This window comes from Pedobacter sp. UBA4863 (assembly GCF_002399615.1).
In the GTDB taxonomy this organism is placed as follows: domain Bacteria; phylum Bacteroidota; class Bacteroidia; order Sphingobacteriales; family Sphingobacteriaceae; genus Pedobacter.
In genome coordinates this window covers 19,776-38,120 of record NZ_DHDZ01000018.1, presented here as the reverse complement: position 1 = coordinate 38,120, position 18,345 = coordinate 19,776, and the positions used below count along the sequence as shown (strand labels likewise).

At 37.1% G+C, this 18,345-nt stretch carries 16 protein-coding genes; 7 read left to right on the top strand and 9 right to left on the bottom strand.

Annotated features, from left to right (window positions below; genetic code table 11):
* Window positions 1-198 precede the first annotated feature (198 nt).
* The 4 genes from B3I52_RS03165 to B3I52_RS03150 all read left to right on the top strand — a co-directional run bounded on the left by B3I52_RS03165 (window position 199) and on the right by B3I52_RS03150 (window position 2,533).
* A complete protein-coding gene (locus B3I52_RS03165) occupies window positions 199-1,086 on the top strand; it encodes a hypothetical protein (protein ID WP_293298623.1) in 888 nt (295 codons plus the stop codon).
* A 16-nt stretch (window positions 1,087-1,102) separates the two neighbouring features.
* Window positions 1,103-1,639 carry a hypothetical protein gene (locus B3I52_RS03160; protein WP_293298620.1) on the top strand — a complete coding sequence of 179 codons (537 nt, stop codon included), beginning with the start codon at window positions 1,103-1,105 and terminating at the stop codon, window positions 1,637-1,639.
* Between the two features lie 127 nt (window positions 1,640-1,766).
* A complete protein-coding gene (locus B3I52_RS03155; RefSeq protein ID WP_293298618.1) occupies window positions 1,767-2,225 on the top strand; it encodes a MauE/DoxX family redox-associated membrane protein in 459 nt (152 codons plus the stop codon).
* 29 nt (window positions 2,226-2,254) lie between these two features.
* Window positions 2,255-2,533 carry a hypothetical protein gene (locus B3I52_RS03150; RefSeq protein ID WP_293298615.1) on the top strand — a complete coding sequence of 93 codons (279 nt, stop codon included), beginning with the start codon at window positions 2,255-2,257 and terminating at the stop codon, window positions 2,531-2,533.
* Between the two features lie 36 nt (window positions 2,534-2,569).
* On the opposite strand, the gene B3I52_RS03145 is transcribed toward B3I52_RS03150, so the two are convergent.
* The 3 genes from B3I52_RS03145 to B3I52_RS03135 are packed head-to-tail and all read right to left on the bottom strand — an operon-like array spanning window position 2,570 to window position 8,271.
* The gene (locus B3I52_RS03145; RefSeq protein WP_293298613.1) at window positions 2,570-3,919 is read right to left on the bottom strand and encodes a TlpA family protein disulfide reductase; all 1,350 of its coding nucleotides are present in this window, start codon (window positions 3,917-3,919) and stop codon (window positions 2,570-2,572) included.
* On the bottom strand, window positions 3,906-5,279 hold the full coding sequence (locus tag B3I52_RS03140; protein ID WP_293298610.1) for a RagB/SusD family nutrient uptake outer membrane protein: 1,374 nt from the start codon (window positions 5,277-5,279) through the stop codon (window positions 3,906-3,908). The genes B3I52_RS03145 and B3I52_RS03140 overlap by 14 nt, the downstream gene beginning before the upstream one ends.
* A gap of 10 nt (window positions 5,280-5,289) precedes the next feature.
* Window positions 5,290-8,271: a SusC/RagA family TonB-linked outer membrane protein gene (locus tag B3I52_RS03135; RefSeq protein ID WP_293298608.1), complete on the bottom strand. Its 2,982-nt coding sequence runs from the start codon at window positions 8,269-8,271 to the stop codon at window positions 5,290-5,292.
* A gap of 637 nt (window positions 8,272-8,908) precedes the next feature.
* Between B3I52_RS03135 and B3I52_RS03130 the strand changes: the two genes are divergently transcribed.
* The 3 genes from B3I52_RS03130 to B3I52_RS03120 all read left to right on the top strand — a co-directional run bounded on the left by B3I52_RS03130 (window position 8,909) and on the right by B3I52_RS03120 (window position 10,687).
* Window positions 8,909-9,133 carry a helix-turn-helix domain-containing protein gene (locus B3I52_RS03130; protein WP_293298606.1) on the top strand — a complete coding sequence of 75 codons (225 nt, stop codon included), beginning with the start codon at window positions 8,909-8,911 and terminating at the stop codon, window positions 9,131-9,133.
* Window positions 9,134-9,345: 212 nt separating this feature from the next.
* Window positions 9,346-9,906, top strand: a complete 561-nt coding sequence (locus B3I52_RS03125) for a four helix bundle suffix domain-containing protein (protein ID WP_293298604.1) — start codon at window positions 9,346-9,348, stop codon at window positions 9,904-9,906.
* 100 nt (window positions 9,907-10,006) lie between these two features.
* Window positions 10,007-10,687: a DUF2971 domain-containing protein gene (locus tag B3I52_RS03120; protein WP_293298601.1), complete on the top strand. Its 681-nt coding sequence runs from the start codon at window positions 10,007-10,009 to the stop codon at window positions 10,685-10,687.
* Between the two features lie 46 nt (window positions 10,688-10,733).
* Here B3I52_RS03120 and B3I52_RS03115 read toward each other — a convergent pair whose 3' ends face one another.
* The 6 genes from B3I52_RS03115 to B3I52_RS03090 form a co-directional block, all read right to left on the bottom strand.
* Complete coding sequence (locus B3I52_RS03115; RefSeq protein WP_293298599.1) at window positions 10,734-11,084, bottom strand: hypothetical protein; 351 nt, start codon at window positions 11,082-11,084, stop codon at window positions 10,734-10,736.
* Window positions 11,085-11,101: 17 nt separating this feature from the next.
* On the bottom strand, window positions 11,102-12,316 hold the full coding sequence (locus tag B3I52_RS03110; RefSeq protein ID WP_293298596.1) for an AbiH family protein: 1,215 nt from the start codon (window positions 12,314-12,316) through the stop codon (window positions 11,102-11,104).
* A gap of 21 nt (window positions 12,317-12,337) precedes the next feature.
* Window positions 12,338-13,249: a DUF5655 domain-containing protein gene (locus tag B3I52_RS03105; protein ID WP_293298593.1), complete on the bottom strand. Its 912-nt coding sequence runs from the start codon at window positions 13,247-13,249 to the stop codon at window positions 12,338-12,340.
* Window positions 13,250-13,368: 119 nt separating this feature from the next.
* Window positions 13,369-16,479, bottom strand: a complete 3,111-nt coding sequence (locus B3I52_RS03100; protein ID WP_293298590.1) for a type I restriction endonuclease subunit R — start codon at window positions 16,477-16,479, stop codon at window positions 13,369-13,371.
* Window positions 16,480-16,506: 27 nt separating this feature from the next.
* Window positions 16,507-17,649, bottom strand: coding sequence for an AAA family ATPase (locus tag B3I52_RS03095; RefSeq protein ID WP_293298588.1), 1,143 nt, complete (start codon window positions 17,647-17,649; stop codon window positions 16,507-16,509).
* Window position 17,650: 1 nt separating this feature from the next.
* Window positions 17,651-18,345 (bottom strand): restriction endonuclease subunit S (locus tag B3I52_RS03090; RefSeq protein ID WP_293298585.1); only part of this gene is annotated, 695 nt, incomplete at its 5' end.

Genomic DNA, 18,345 nt, shown 5'->3' with positions numbered 1-18,345 from the left:
CATAGCGACGAGAAATCTAGCTATTTGCCAATGTAACGAAAAGAATTTGGCAGACCGAAGGCTAAAAGACCGATGACCGAAGTTGAAAGAGCAAAGAGTAAAGAGCAAGGATGAGAGCTGAAAGAACAAAGATTGAGGTTGAGGCTAAGGTTAAAGACTGAAGACCGAAGGATGAATCAAAATTAATGAACCAAAACTATGTCGAAGAACTTAAAAACATTCCCACAGTTATTTGAAAAAGCGCTGCCCGTACCAGATCAGGATACTACTATCAACGCTGTATATGATACCTTATATAGGGTTAAAGGGCCTTTTGATGGTCCTTTTGCCATTGTCTTTGTTGGCCTCTTTGCCATCAATTTTTTCGCTTTTACCGATTGGATGGATAACCATCCTCTTACTACATACCTCCCTTGGGCTGTAGTATTTTTTACAATGCTTGCTTTGTGGTTGCTAATTGCACAGCAGCTTAAACAAAATAGTGAATTGGTAAAACAAATTGAGCAATGTTACACTGATTACCACAAAGACTACATACATGTTTCGTATAGCAATGAGATTGACATTTATCATGGTTGCCTCGGAGCATGGAAATATCATCACTTAGAAAAAGTGCATTTGTTAAACTATAGCAAAATGCATGATATAGAAAATAGGTGGTTGGCACACATACGACAATTTGGACCAACTAATATACTGGCCGAAATGCATCAAACACCACGTGGACAGCGGCTTGAAACCTATGGGTTCTTTCCGTTTTACTTTTTAAGTGGAGAACCTCTAAGGCTTTCGAAACTCTATAAGGATTATTTAACATTTGAAGAAACCCTACGTGTTTTTGAAATATACAAAACGTTGAAAGCTAGTTTTGAGGTTGAGGTAGATGATCTAGGGTTAGCTAAAGCTATGATTGCGCACCAAAGTTTTTTAGCAGATGAGGAAGCGGAAATTTTGAAAGAAACAAATGAGTGCCTACAAAACTTAATCGAAATTGAGCAGGATAGGCAAGCCGCCTATCTAAAGTTTAAACGTCGCTATTTGGAGCTCACCAAAGATTTAGATGCCCAGCAGACACCGTTTATTTAACATGTTTTTTTATTAGATGGATACTTTAAAACACAAGTTGCAACGCCTAGGGCCCTTGCGGCCAGAAGCTTGGGATATGATCTGTAGCTTGGCGAAGCGTATTGAAGTTAAGCTACAACGAAATGTGTTAAGAAAAACGGGAAGCATAGCTTATTTGTCTGAGGGATTGCTCAAAGAATACGACCAGCATGAACGCGAACTTCCTGCTATCATTAATTTTATTAACCAATATCAGTTTTTTGTAACTTGCAAACACTATCAACATCGTTACCTTGAAGCCTGTATGCCATGTGTGGTTTATCAATGGAATTTTGACGATCTACAAAAGCTTTACCAGCGCTTCAATGAATTAAGACCTGTTTATGAGGCACTTTGTGCCGAATATGAAGCTGGGGCATTATTGAGAATGCGGTTATTGGAAATGCCTGCACAGGAAAGAATTGATGCTTTTAGAGTGTTTTTTAGGCCAAGTCTGCCTTACTTGAAGAAAAAGGATATGGCTAACTATCTTTCTATCAACTATAGCTATCTGATAGACATCTGGAACTATTAAAATTTGGATTTTCAAACTTAATTATTCGGATTTCCAATGACACACTGCAAGCTATGTATGATAACTTTGATTATGCCATTGGTAATTCAAAAAACCAAAACAAGTATGCTTTATAAACACAAAAGCCATGTACAGCAACAAAAAAAAATACGAATACATCACCTTTAGCTGCATACTGCTATTGGTGTTAATGTGGAGCTATGCGAGTATTACAAAACTAACCGAGTACCAACGTTTTGTTGCCCAAATGCAATTGGTACCCTTGGTGTGGCTGCAAGAAATAGCACCTATACTGGCTTGGTTGCTGCCCTTGGTTGAACTGGGCATTGTAGTATTGCTATGGAAAGAAAATACCAGAATTTTAGGCTGTTATTTTTCATTTTTTCTATTGCTGGCATTTGAACTTTATATTGTCATTCTCCTAGCATCTGGGCTAGAACTGCCTTGTACCTGTGGGGGCATTATCTCCAAATTGAGCTGGAAAGCACATTTGTTTTTCAATGCGGTGTATATAGCCCTCTCATTTATACCCATCTACCTTTTTAAAACCCACAATGATACACCACTAAGGCGTATATATAGTTAATCAATTTTCTAAACCTTTAAATTTTTTCAATGATGAAAAAGAATTTAAAAACCACCTTACTAGCCATGGCCTTGTTGGCTAGTGTAAGCGGAGTTTTTGCTACCGATGTAGTAAAAGCAATTAAAGGCCAAAAAACTGCCGATTATAGCTGGCAGAAGTACAACCGTGATGGCAGTGAAGATGGACTTCCTCAAATGGGCGATGAGAACAATCCGTTCCCAGAAGATTGCAATAGCGATAAAGAAGTATGCGCTATTGGCACCCCTACAGACCCGCTGTTAGATGAAATTGTAGTACAATACAATTAAATTTAAGGGCATGGCCATTTTAGCCATGCCCATTTTTTAGTTTAAATCCTCAATAATGAGTTTGGGGTATTTGGCTGTTTTTTCCTTAATATGATAACCCATATCTGTAAATGCCTGATAAAATATTTTTGCGTTTACACTTTTTTGCTCTTTGTTGAGGTAAGGCGTAAAATCTACATCTAAGTTTAAATACGCTGCTTTACCTTTCGTAATTTTAAATGGATAAGCTACATTTTTGGCCTGGCTAGTTTTAAAATACCAATTAAATACTTGTTCTAATGTAGCGTTACGTATAGAAAGCTTATAACCTGGCATCCAACGTACCAATGGGTCTCCACTTTTATGGGTTGTTAGGCTTGATTTGATAAACTTGCCATGGCCGCTTACCTTTACTATACGCGTTCGTCTTGGCTGTATACTTATCTTGATGTTGAACTGTCGCTCAAAATCGTTAAATATATAATCCCTCTTTTTGGCAATGGGGATGTACCTTGGAAGCGTTAGCGCATAACAATATATATTCTCTAACCGCCATTGGCCCAGATTTTTATACTTGCTATTAACCAACAAATAAGCACGATTATCTGTTGGATGAAAAAACCGCAATGAATCTTTGGTATGTACTTCTATTAATTGATACCTTACCGAACCGCCCATATAGGCCGACCATAAATGCTGTGTTATGGTACCATTGATATACAAATGTTGTTTACTTAACTCGCCCAGAGGATGATTGCCCCTAATTAACCCTCCCAGTCCCTTTATGCCAGGCGTAATGATAGAGCGATAGGTAAATATCGAATCGCCCAAATGGAACTCGTCAAAATAATTAAAGGTCATGTTATCTTTCTTGGTTTCCAGCTTTTGGGAATTAGTACGATTAAAGTCTAAGATGTTCTGTTGGGTAATCTCTTCTGAAGATGTAATGGCTTTTACCGCTAATCTGTGGTCTATCCATACATTATGCGGGATGTACCGATGTGGGAAAAATTGCTTTAACTGTTGGTTATTGGTAGCCATATACAGATTGGTCGTACCTATATCTTTATTTTCCGTTAAGAACTTTTTAACCGTTAGACTGTCTTGCGTGGTTACCATAAGCACATTGAACCTACCGGGATGTGCTGCTTTTAGGGAATCTAAAAACTTCATTTCTTGCAAACAGGGTATGCACCATGTTGCCCAAAAATCTATAATGAGCAAGCCATCTTGGGCAAGTTTAGCAATATCAACCGTTTTTGCCGGCCTATTGATGATATTGGACACTTGGATAGGTGCCAATGTATCTCCTATTTTTAAGGGTTTAATGGTTTGCTGCCCAAATAATTGGCCACAACCTAACATTATTACCAACAGATAGATACTTGTATTGTTAATAGCCTTCATGTTGTATCAAATTGCTGTTATAAATAGTTTCGTTAAATGGTATGGGCAGTTTTTGTGAGATGAGCGGTTTCCAGCCTGGCTTGGCCGTTGGCATTACCACATCAATGGCACCACTTCTCTTTAAATCGAGCAAACGATGCCCCCACTCGCCAAAAAGTTCGAGCCGCCGCTCCTTGGCAATGGATGTTAAACAGGTTTCTTTGTCTATACTAGTAGGAAATTCGACTAGGCCAGCCCTTGTTCTTACCACATTTAGGTCGTTAATTGCTGCACTTAGCTTATCTTGCCTTGCCAAGGACTCGGCACGGATAAGGTATTGCTCGGCAAGGCGTAATGCCATTACATATTCTGCTTTGCTGGTACTGGCCGTACGGTTTTTATATTTAGAAAAATAAGGATATGCCCTGGTTATGCCGCTTGCTGTAACATTGCTAATGGTTATCCACTTGGTCTTTCTGGCGTCGGTATTGTCAAAAGCATTGAAGAGATTTTCGGTTATGGCAAATTGGGGCAGGGAGGTATTGGACGAAGGAATTAACGAGGTGGCATCGGCCACAAAGCCATTGGGAGTCCAAAATTGCAGGATAGCCTCTTTGCTAGTAGACACAAAGACATCTTCAAGTTTAGGCAGTGGTCTATATAGGTCTATATCGATAAGACGCGATGATTCTAGCTCGGCTTCCCTCCATCGACCTTGATATAGGTAAATTCTAGCCAATAGCGCACTTGCCGCCAAGCTGTTTGCCCTCACCCTGCCGGTTCCTTTATAGGCTGTGCCCAAAGATGCTTTAGCGATGGTTAAATCGGCAATCATCTGTTCTTCCACCAGTTTTTTATCTGCTTGTTTGGCCATCTTGTTGGCATTTACATCCGTAGTTAATATCAATGGGACGTTTTCGTAAAGGCTTAGGAGATAGTGATAGGCATACGCCCTTAAAAACCTGGCCTCGGCTGTCAAAACTGGTTTTGTGCCATTCTGGAGCTGGCCCGAACTTTCTATTCCTTCCATAAAGGCATTGCACTGATAAACTACCGAGTATAGACTGTTCCATAAAGAGGCGTTCTGCGAGTTGTCGCTCAGCAGCTGTCCTTCTGCAAACTGCAACATTACCGGCGAAGTTGAAGTGTACATCAATTCATCGGCATATAGCCCCAGATTTTTAAAGTAGATATAACTGGCATTACTTGGGGTGCCCAAGCTAAAATAAATACCCAACAAGGCCGAGGTAGCCGTAGTGCTATCGGTAAAAACAACTGGGCTTTCTACCTGGTTTTTGGATAAGGGTATCTCTATCATCTTATTGCAGGAGCATTGTATAATGATATATAGCAATGCCATAGTGGTCAATATTTTGTTCATTTGTAAGGTTTTAAAGGGTTAATGATATGCCCAGCATCAGTGTTCTTAGCGGCGGTGTATTTCTGGAAAGGCCAGATGAAAGCGCACCCGACTCGGGGTCTAGCACTGCGGCGTTACCCTTCCATAGCGTCAACAGGTTTTGACCTTCGACATACAGTCTAAATTTTTCCATCTTCATTTCACCCAACCATTTGACAGGTAGCGCATAAGACAACGACAAGCTTTTTAGGCGCAGGTAGGAGGTATCAAAAATATTGGCCGACGAATTGGGATAGTACGGGTCGTAAGTAGCTACCTTGGCCGCTGGATATTTGGCCTCGGGATTTTCGGCCGACCACCTGTCGGTAAATATCTCGTAATAATTAAAGATACTTGCCCCCGGATAAATGGAAAGCGCATGCCCCTTGCCCAACTGTTTTACAAACTGGGCAAAAAAGGCAAATTCGAAATTTGCATAGCTGAGGTTGCTGCCAAAGCCACCATAATAGTTGGGCGTGAGCTTGCCAAGGGTGAAATTGTTGTAGGGAGTAGTTGAAGGTAGTCCATCTTTGCCTGCGTATTGCGGAATGCCCGTATTGGGGTTAAGTCCTAAAGCTTTATAGCCGTAAAGGCGGCTAATATCATATCCGATTTCATACAGCGTAGCATAACTGGATTGTTCGAAATTTTCGAAAGACTTCAGTTGGTTTTTGGGCAGGGTAAGGTTAAGGTTAAACGACCAATTGATCTTGTTCTGCTGTAGCAATACCGCATTTGCGCTAAATTCCCAACCTGTATTGGCTACTACGGCGGGCAAATTGGCCTGATAGCTGGCAAAGCCCGTAATTTGGGGCAGTGCATATTGTACCAACTGGTTTTTGCTGTGGTTAACGAAATAGTTTGCCGAAAGAAAAACCTTGTCTTTAAAAAAGCCCAGTTCTAATGCCAAATCTCTTTTAATAGTGGTTTCCCAACGGAAATCGGCATTGCTGATACGGGCAGGCCGCATAGTACCAATGCCTTGGTATATATTTGACCCCGGGCTACTATAGGTAGAAAGGTATTGATAATCACCTATCTGGTCGTTGCCTGTACTACCATAGCTAGCTCTTAATTTACCATGGCTCAATATGCCAAAGTTTTCTTTAACGAACTTAAGGTTACCGAAAATCCATGCCGCACCTATAGCACCAAAATTACCAAAACGGTTGCCCGGACCAAAGCGGGAGGAACCGTCACGCCTAAAGGAAGCATTCAATAAATAAGTGCCGTTAATATGGTAACTTGCCCTTGCAAACACGGAAGCGTACCTATACCCACTAAAATTGCTAGACCTGTTGTCTATTACACTTGCCGAACCCCAATCTTCCATTAAGTGCTCTAGCCCAAAACTACTGGCCTGTAAAAACTGCCTCTGGCTGTTCCTTAGCTGTAAAGTGCCACCCAAAAGTAACGAAACAGCCGAAGCCTTGCGTTTGATATCATAACTGATCTGTGGTTCTACAATGGCCGACTGCAAAAAATTATTGCCATATTGGGCGTAGTTGGCCGTATTGGGTTTTAATGCACTAATTGGAAATTTAAGCAGCTGTTGGTATACCGTTTTTACATAACCTGCATTTAACTTTGCACTTAGCCCACCCCAAATGGTATAACCCATGTTGAGATTGGCCATAAAATTGTTGGTACCACCTTTACTTAGGGCATTACTTTCGGCGGCAAGGTTGCTGCCACCGTACCAATTGTGGCTGCCATCCTCTAGGTATAACGGATAGTTGGGCGCCAACAGATAAGCCGTGCTGTTGGCCAGATTGGTCAATTCGGTAGCTTGTTGGGTAAATTGAGTCGTTAGGCCAACATTAAACCTATTGTTTATCGTATTGTGTCGTATACTGCTATATATGCCTGTCCTATTAAAACTGTTCTTGCCAGGCAGTATGGTGCCCTCGTTCCTGTAATTCCCATTTATAGAAAATACCGTACCGCCCTTGCCGCCCGAAATCTTGCCCTGTAGATCGGTGGCGGTAGCAGTATGGCCAAACATATAATCTACCCAATCCGTTCCCTCGGTCTGGCTCCAAAGCGTGAGGTCTGGTGCATAATCGGCAGAGGTGGGGTTGGCCGATGGCACACGGTTGCTGTTGGCAAAGGCTTCCCTGCGCATTTGTAAATAGGCGGAAAGATCCATGAGCTTGGGCTTTTGGTTAATGGTACTAAAGCCTTGCCTATAATCTACATCTATTTTGCTATTGCCCGCCTTTGCACTTTTGGTGGTAATAATTACCACGCCATTACTGCCCCTACTGCCATAAATAGCCGTGGCATCTGCATCTTTTAATACGGTAATACTTTCTATATCGGCAGGATTAATATTGTTAAGAGGGCTAATACTGCCTGCTATATTATTGATGGCCAAAGTTGTATTTGGAGCATTGGGCGCAGTACCATCAAAAGGTACCCCATCTATAATGTACAAAGGATCTGTACCTGCATTTATAGAACCTTTGCCACGTATCTGTATGTTAATGTTGCCACCAGGCAAACCATTGGTGGTTTGCACCATTACACCGGGCATGCGGCCAGACAATGCCGATAGCACATTGGTTACTGGCTGGCTTCCTATCTCCTTGGCACTGATACTGGAAATGCTACCTGTACTTAAACGTTTGGTGATTTGGCCATAGCCTATTACCTGTACCTCGTTCAAACTATTATCGGTAGCCGTTAGCTCAATTTTTAAATTTTCTTTAATAGGTGCAATTATCTTGATCTCTTTTGCTCCATAGCCCAAATACTGTATTTGCAGCTCGTAACTACCCTTAGGCAAATTAAGCTCAAAATAGCCTTCATTATTGGTAATTACAGTTTTGGCTAGTGTTTTTATTTTAATAATTGCCCCTGCCAGTGGCTCTTTGGTTTGGGCATCTACTACCCTGCCCTTTAGTTTTTCTTGAGCCCCTACATTAAGGGCCAACGCCTGTAGCGTTAATATAATAAATATGTATTTCTTCATCTGGTTTAGTTTAGTTGATTGAAAATTTTGGGCAATAAAAAGCCCTTTGGCCGAAATGATGATTTCGCCATTAACTCATAAAGGAAAAACTGCCGACCAAATTATTAACCTAAATTTTTATAGAGGCCGACAGTTTAAACAAGACTAAACCGGGTTCTTTGGCTTTAAAGCATAAAGCCTATCAAAAGGATAAAACAATTGGGGGTTTTGTGTGCAGAAAGAAAAAGCCAAAAAAAAGCACAAGCCTTGCTTTGGCCTAACGGTAAAAAACAACCTTAGCTTTTTTCTTTCCATACTCGTATTTGGTTATTACGAGTCTTATTTTGGCAAGTAGATTACACAATTAAGGCGTGGAACCCACCTACCGTCTTAGAGGCCCTGAGAAGCCCAGCAAACGAATAAGCAGGCCCACGCCTATGACGTGAGCACTATCACTTATCCTCCCGTTTGCTTTTGAAATTTCTCAGGTTTCTAAGACGAGACTCATAAGTGCGAATGCTTCAATTTCTTTTATGAAGTAAGCGCAAAGTTATATTATTTATAATCTTCTTAAAATTAATAAATAAAGATATAAAACTTTTTAATTGGTACAAAATAATGTACCATTTTATTTTTAAATATCCTTGATATTTCGTTGATGATTAAAAGTGAGCTAGATATCAACAAAGAGAAACTTGGACAGAGAATTGAAAGTTTAAGGACACTAAAGGATTATGGTGTTAGGGAATTTGCACTGTTGGCAGAAATAGAGCATCATCAACTAATAAATATTGAGAAAGGGAGAGTAGATCCTAGATACAGTACTTTAATTAAAATATCAAAAGCTCTAGAAATTGAGATAAAAGAATTATTAAATTTTTAAGTTACTTTAATCCAAGGCAAGGTTTGTTGCGACTATAGTGACTCTGGGGACTACTGTCGCTAAAGTCCCAAAGTCACACGAGAAATAAAAACCTAACAAAATTTAGCTATCTTTAGTAGAAAGTTACATTATCGCTTTCTAGCTACTATTTTGGGTTTAATGTCACAAAAAGCCCTAAGGCCGCCAGAGAGAATAAAAGCTAAAAATAGCTTATGGCAGAAGAAACGAAAGGCTTTATACCCACCCATGGTGGCTACCGCAAACTAATAACCTATCAAAAATCGGAGATTATTTATGATGGTACTATGTACTTTACCAATAGGTTTTATAGAAAGTACGATCGCACCATAGACCAAATGGTACAAGCTGCCCGGAGCGGTAAACAAAACATTGCCGAGGCAAGCATGGCATCTGCAACTTCTAAAGAAACAGAAATAAAGTTAACCAACGTTGCAAGGGCATCACTAGAAGAACTACTGATAGATTATGAAGATTTCCTTAGGAGCAACCAGCTACCTATTTGGGATAAGGAACATAAACTTACCGTTCGCTTTAGGGAATTGAACCGCACGCCCAACGCCACTTACCAAACCTACATTAAAGCTATTGAACACGAAAACCCAGAAATTTGTGCCAACAGCATGATCTGTTTGATTAAGATAGTAACCTACCTTTTAGCTAAACAGATGAAAGGACTAGAAACTGAGTTTTTAAAGCAAGGTGGGTTGCGCGAAAGAATGACAAAAGCACGAATAGAAGCAAGGAGGAAGTAATCAATAAAATAGAACCACACCCTAGCAACAAAGTATATTTGTTTATAGTAAGAAGGCAATCTAATTTTTTGGTTTACGTAAATTAATCTATAACAATTTTATGGATATCCATTATTATCAATACAAAAAAATAAATAAATATTTTTATGCGTTTCTGGATAGCTATCAACTCTACCTGAGAAAGCCAACAAATTTTAATGATACATTTGAATGTAAGTTCTCTTCAATAACAGTGAGCCATAAACATTTAAAAGGTTTTATTAAAAAAACTGGAGCAGAGCACCTAAGTAATATTAATTCACAAGATTGCAGAACCCAAATATTAGAGCTTTTTTGGAAATCGTCAAATAACCTAGGAATTAGCTGCTTTACAAAAAGTTGCGATAATATATTAATGTGGTCGCACTATGCCGATCAAAATAGAGGTATTTGTTTACAGTTTGAATTTGACAACGATATGGCACAACACCTATACCCTGTAAAATATGTAAGCAAGCGACCAGCTTATAATTTTATTAAAGATCCATTGAAAGTTTTTACATTTTATGCTACTAAATATAGAATATGGCAGTATGAAAATGAACATCGTCTAATAATTCCTAATAAACGAATGATAGCTCTCAAAAAACATTATTTAAAATCTATTATTTTCGGCAGCGCTGTTAGCGCTTATCATAAAAGAAAAATAAAAAAGCTAATTAGCAGCACTAATCCGGAGGTCATATTTTTCCAAGCCAAGGAAGATGCGGACAACTACAAATTTATTATTGAAAAACTATAATCCATTCTCCCACTCTAGCTCAAGCGTCCGCTTGGGCTTATAATAATTAATTTACCTTTACCTGCTTGGGCTCGTTTACCACAATTTGCAATTTATCTTTATATAAGGTTACTTTGCCAGTAACGCAAATACGTTTGTTGGCGTAAAGCTCTGTAGGTTCTTTTTCAAATTTAGCCCTATCGCTTTTAAATACCACTAGGGTAATTACTTCTTTTGGGTATTTGCCGCCAATATTAAGCAAACTAATGTTTTCCATAGCTCTGGTACTGTAAACAGAGTCGCAAAGCGTAACCTCTTTGCCTACATAGTTAACCACTTCTTTGGCTGTAACTGTGGTTTGGGCTTTAACTGTACCAAATGCTAAAGCAATGCTAAATGTTAAAAGGAGTTTTTTCATTATTAAATTTATATAACCTATGCTTCTGCACTACTCTGCGGAAAAGCATCTGATGCTTTATAATCTACAATAAGTTTACGCATGCGACCTTTGTTACTAAAATGTCTACCTAAGTTAACGGTTTTGTCCCAAAAATCATTTTCATCTTTATTCTTCGCATAATGAAATATCTTAACCGATTTACAATTTTCATGATCAAAAATTTCTTTAAACATGGTACGGTCCGATAAACCGCAAGAATGCCCCATAATGTATACCTGATATTTGTCGCTATTTAAAAAACTCGCTAAATTTCTATAGTTATTTGTTTTAAAATATTGATAAGATTTAATATGCTCAAATAACTCATTGTTTTTGTGCTCTTCAAACTCTAAATACTGTTTATCATGCTCATCACCAAAACCAAAAATGATAGGATTATATTCATTATCTAATTCTCCATGTATATGGTTAACACCATAACATTTAAAATTACTTTTAGCATTTTGCCTATATAAGTTTACCGTTTGTGTATAATTAAAATTTAAAAAGTATAGCTTATGTTTTGGCAGTTTGTTATCTAATGTATATCCTAAATCTCTTCTATATTTACTTTCACTTTCGTAACCTTCAATACTTTTAAAATCTTTGAACTCGAAATCACTGTACATCATGTTTAAAAGTTGCTGATTTACAACGACATCTTGATTTGTTTGCTCCTTTAAATATTCTCGCAGCTTTTTCTTTAAATAATCAAGCTCTCTGTTCAATTGCTTTACTTTATCAAAATTGAAGAGATTTTCTGCTTCTTTGCATTTCTTTAGTTGTTCAAAATACTCATTTTCAATATCAACCCAATCGCAATCTTGGCATGTATCAACAAGTGTTTTTAAAAAAGTTGACTTATAAGATATATTATGAGCTATTAACTCAGAAACATGCTTGTATTTTTCAATATTACTTTCTGCCGCGTATTTTCTACCAATTTCGAAATTCAAGTAAGACTTTAGAAGACCTTTCTCAAACAAATATTTACTTAATCCTTTCTCCCCTGACAAGCCACGTAGCATCATAAGCCTGTAGTGTTCAATAACAGATATATGAAGAAACTCATCCTCATAAAACTCACCATTAGCATATATTCCAGCACGCTTAAAGCATTCATCTAAATACCAAAGTATAAAATCCTTATAACTGGTTTTTAAACCATGTGCTAGGTCGAAGCCATTGCCAACTAATATTAATCTGTTCATTTGGATGCGTTAAAATAGATATTAGATTAATGCCTGTTTAACCAAACTCATGATATACTCTAAATCTTTGGTATCCTTTATGGCAATTTCATAATCGCCATTGCCCCAATGGCCAACGCTCGATACATCTCTAGCTAAGCCCTTAGGGTCATCTAACTGGCCTCTTTTAAGGTTAATCCATAACTTCAAGCTATTTTGTTGTATAAGAACATCGCAAACAATTTTATTATCTAATCGAAACGACATTCTTAACTTTCTCGGAGCAATTTCTATACTACTGTTAAGGTTAATAATAGCTTCTTTGTACTGCTCATAGAGTTCTCTTGTAAGGTCGCTTTTACCTTGTAAATGTTCTTCTTCGGTATAAACCTTTATTTCGTTAACTACCTTTTTCAGTTCAGTATCATCAGCTCCCTGCAACTGTTTAATGCTCGGTGCCGATTTGCTTTTCTTTATAGCGTTAACCGTAATAATATCGCCTTCAAATTGTTTTACTTCCCAAAGCTCAATAGCTAAATCTTTAAAGTTAGTGGCTTGTTTTTGGTTCTCGTTAAACCCAGGCGAAACAAACATCACCTTCGTTTGCGACCAATCTATTTCATCTCTACGTAGGCTTTTGGTAAACCGTTCGTTGTATTCTATAATAAACTCGGCCTTATAATCGAGCATTAAATTAAGGTAAGCAATCCCTTGGTCAACTACGCTGTTGTTATTGCTTCTTTTATACTCTATCACCACAAAAGCCTTCGCTTCTTCATCAAAAGCCAAGGTATCTATACGGTAATTCTTAATCGTAAACTCCGATTTTACCAATGTCAATTGCGTAAGCGCATTTAAATTGGCTTCGAATACTTTTTGTAAATCTCGCTCTAGCTTAAAGGGTATTTCTTTAAGCGAAGCAAGGTTTTGTTTGTTGGTTTTAAAGAGTAGCATTATAATAGTGGTATCGGTTTAAATAATTTGCTTGCAAAATATAAATAGATAAACTTTTAAACAATTAATTTATACTAAATCAAACCCATCTTTCAAAATAAAATCTTTCAAAAAGCTATCTATTCTAATCGGCCACCCACTCCTTTAAATTTTTCTACGAAGGCACTAATTTTTCTAAATACATGCTGTTTCTTAGTTAAAAACTGAGGATTTAAAGGGCTCATTTTAGGTAAAAGATCGTTAAGTTCTTTACCATTTTCACTCACAAATTCACGTTTTAACGATGCAGTAATATACCGCTTTGCAGCCTCTTCATTTAAATTTTCATCTACTATTAATTCAGTGGCTTCTGCTTTTTGCTTTATTTGTGCATATTGAAAAAACGAATCGATAATATTAGCTTTATCTTGAAGTGAATCTAGATCGGTTTCATTAATATAATCCACTACCAAACTTTCTTTTCCTCTATTACCAATACTAGAACGAATTACACGACGTATTTCATCTATTAAAGTTACCTTGTCTTTGGTCTTCTTATTCCGTTCAAAAATTAACTCAAGAATATAATCCAAGTTAATTTCCTGCGATTTTAATAAATCCACTTCAAAAACCACATCATCCCAATCCAATTTAGTTTCTTCAGCTTCTTTACCTCTCTTCTCTCGTCTCAACCAATCACGAATATCATTATAAGTTGACCGATAATCTTGTAAAGTTCTTTCTGGTAACAGCGAAATATTTTTCATCGTCGCAATTTCCTCGTCTGTTACAAAGTAGGTCTCTTTAAATGCCTCTAAAGCCTCAGCATCATTTAAATCAATAGTTTGTAATGCTTTTAAATGTGTAAACTCATCGTAATTTTGCAATATGTTTTCTACCCTTAAATACTCTCCAAAAAGCTTTACGAAGTCTTTTTTAGCTTTCTCGGTTACAATTTCATCTGGATTAGGGAATTTTTCATTCAAATCCGTTACCACATCTATAAAACCTCTACGAGCATCGCCCGTAACAATATCCGTAAATCCTTCTAAATACTCCTTATAACTTTTTTCAAGTACTACATTTTTGGTATTCTTATCACCAAATAAGGTAATAGCATCAATAGTTGCTTGCTCCAGATTTCTGAAAGTAACAATGTTACCAAATGTTTTGGTCGTATCGTAAATACGATTGGTACGAGAATAAGCTTGTATCAACCCATGATAACGTAAATTCTTATCTACAAATAATGTATTTAAAGTAGGTGCATCAAACCCTGTAAGGAACATACCTACCACAATCAGTAAATCTATCTCCTTATTCTTTACACGTTCCGAAAGGTCTCGATAGTAATTCTGAAACTCTTTGCTCTCCACGCCATAACTTGTCCTAAATACCTTGTTATAGTCATTAATAGCTTTAGTTAAGAATTCTTTTGCACTGCTATCTAATGCAGAAGGTTCAAAGGTTTCGTCTGCAATTTCACCAACAGCATTTTGCTCTTCATTGGCTGCAAAAGAAAATATCGTAGCAATTTTAAGTGGTTTCTCATTTTCCTTTTGTAGGCGATTCAGCTCTTCATAATAACTCTTAGCTGCATCTACACTACTTACGGCAAACATGGCATTAAAGCCATTGCTACCACCTAAAGTTCGATGCGTTTTAACCCTGAAATTTTGTAAAATATATTTAGAAATCTCGTTGATACGTACTGGATGTAAAAATGCCCTTTTAGATTCTGCAGCACTTAATTTTTTCTCATCTATTTCGTTTTCAATAGATTTAAACTTTGGTCGTACATCATTATAATCTACTTTAAACTTCAATACTTTTTCATCACGAATGGCATCAGTAATTACATAAGAATGAAGCTCCGTACCAAATACACTAGCTGTCGTATCAGCACCTAGAGCATTATCCGGAAAAATAGGTGTACCTGTAAATCCAAATTGATAGAATTTCTTAAATTTTTTATTTAAGTTTTTCTGTGCTTCACCAAATTGCGAACGATGAGCCTCATCAAAGATAAATACCACTTGTTTTTGATAAATATCTAAGTCAGCCTCCGTTTTCATCAGGTTATTGAGCTTCTGAATGGTAGTAACAATAATCTTATTGTCGTCTTTACCAATATTACGTTTTAAACCTGCTGTACTTTCTGAACCGTTTACACTATCAGGCGAAAATTTTTGGTATTCTTTCATGGTTTGAAAGTCCAGATCTTTACGATCGACCACAAAAAACACCTTATCTATAAAATCAAGTTGCGTAGCTAAACGGGCTACTTTAAAACTGGTTAAGGTTTTTCCCGAACCCGTAGTATGCCAAATAAAACCACCCGCTTCTAAGGTCGACCATTTCTTAGCTTGAAAAGAACTTTTAATTTTCCATAAAATTCTTTCCGTTGCCGCAATCTGATAGGGACGCATGGCAAGCAAGGTGTTTTTAATGTCAAATACCGAATAGGTTAGTATAACATTTAACAGCGTGTTTTTCTCAAAAAAGGTAGCTGTAAAATCTTTCAAATCTTTAATTAAAGAATTGTCGGCCCTTGCCCAGTTCATTGTAAAGTCGAAACTGTTTTTATTGCGCTCAACCGTATTGGCAAAATATCGGGTATCCGTACCATTGCTAATCACAAAAAGCTGAACAAATTTGTATAAAGAATTATCTACATTAAAACTCTCTTTCGTATAACGATGTACTTGGTTAAAAGCCTCACGTATGGCTACCCCTCGTTTTTTTAACTCTATTTGTACCAAAGGCAAGCCGTTAACCAATATTGTTACATCATATCGATTAGCATGCGTTCCTTTTTGTTCTATTTGCGCAATAACCTGTACTTTATTGCGGGCAATATTCTTTTTATCTACCAAATAAATATTTTGGATATGTCCATCATCAAACACAAAATCATAAATATGGTTGTCTTGTATTTTACGTGTTTTCTCTACCAAGTTATCGCTTGGTTTATCCAAATACTCATCAACAAAGCGTTTCCATTCCTTGTCTGTAAACACCATATCGTTCAATACCTGCAACTGCACTCTTGCATTAGCAAGCATTGCTTCCATTGTTTTAATATCCGAAGGATTTTCATAACCCTGGTTAATTAAATCTTGAATAAATTCACGCTCCAAAGCGGCCTCTGTCTGGTAACTTGCAGGGGCATCATTCAGCATGCTGAACTTATCGTATTTATCTAAAACAATGAAATTGTTAGTTTCTGCTATGGTGTTATATTGTGGCATATTATTTTTAGAAATTGGTTATTGGTTTTATTTAAATCCATGTCTTTTTTTGAAATCACCGACAATACGTTCTAACATTGCCTTTTCACTTTCCAAAACTACAGGGATTTCTTCACCAGAAAATTTACTGTGACTTGAAAAGTTAATAATACGTTTGTAATAACCTTCACGAGCACCTTCTGTTTCGTTCGATAAAAGTTCTTCCCAGTGGTCATATCCTAAAAAAGTAGCACTTTTTTCTAAGATATTGCGAAGAATATTAAAATGATACTTCTTAATTTCTCTCGATTTAATTACGCTATCCAATTCCGATAACAAAAACAAATGATAAGAAAAAGGGGCGTCATTAGAATTTTCCATTAAATAAGTGCCATCTTCTAGTTTTTCTAATCTATATTTAGCTATACGCTTCTCTCTATTAAACTCGTTGAATAATACATTGTAAAATAAAGGATTGTGCGTCGTAATAATAAACTTTAGTTTTTCAGATTCGCTCGATTTGATTAATTGAGCTAAGTTCACCGCTAATTCAATTAAATGATTATCGTCTAATGAACTAACAGGATCATCAATAAATACATATTCTAAGTCATCAAATTTTTTTGTTTCTCTATCTTCTGAAATATTAAGAACAGATATTACTTGATTAAGCAAACAATAAAAAACACTCCAAATAAAGCAACTTTCTTCTCCTTTGGATATTTTTACATTATCAACACTTTGATCATCACCAGTTTTAATAGAGAAGGTAACCTCCGAATAAGCAGATACGATTATAACATTTCCGACTTCATCATAATAAACATATTCTTCATTAAATATAGGTGTCAACTTATCGTTGGTGTAATGTTGGAAAATTGACGTAATATTATTTTCTTGACCTTCTTCTACAAGCACCCATTCTGTGAAAGAATTTGGACGAATTATCAATTTTCTTTCTGTATCACCATTCAGATCATTATCCCAATAGAATAAATCCTCGGTAAATGCATTGTAATACATTATTTTTAATGCTTCGGCTTCCTCAACATCAACTCCTTTAGGCGCTATTAACTGCTTAAACTCACGGGAAAGTCGCGTTTTACCTGTACCATTGAAGGCATAGATTAGTTGTACTTTCTTATTCGCATCTTTAAGTTTTTGTGCTATTTGAGTTAATGTTTGCCCCATACTATGCGCTTACCTCTTTTTTAGGAAAGGTTAATAAACGATTTCTATAATACTCGTATTGTTTTTGTCTCAGCGCTATTTCTTTAGGCAAACCTTCGCTAATTGAATAGGTTAACGTATCAAATTGGTCTAAAATACCAACAATACGTTCTTGCTCGGCTAGTGAAGGAACTGGAATTAACGCCGAACCAAGACCTTTTGCATTTATTGCGGAAATTTTCCCCGACGAAATATGCTTTTTAATCTGATCGTGAAATTGTTTGGTTCTTGTAAAGTATGCAACAAACTTAGGATTTAAAACAGTTTTATATGAAAAACAAGCATCATGAATAACCACACCTTCATCACCTAACCAAGCGGTTCCCTTTCCTAAATCTTCTATTGTCTCACCTGCCGCAACAATAACCACATCACCTTTTTGGGCTGTACGCAAATTTTTACTCTTAACTAGTTCTTCACTAACAAAAGATTTTGTTTCATCTGCCCAGATGCCGTAATGAGTATACATTTCACCATAATGAATAGTTGGAATTCCTTCCGAAAGTAAATCGGTTTTCACAAAGCGTTTACCTCTTTGAAAGGCTCCAACACTCTCATCATCCATGGGTAAATGCTTCACCTCCTCACCAAAAGTTAGCAATGTTTCTCCATAATACGCATACTGCTTTTTACGAGCTGTAAGCTCTGCTGTAAGCT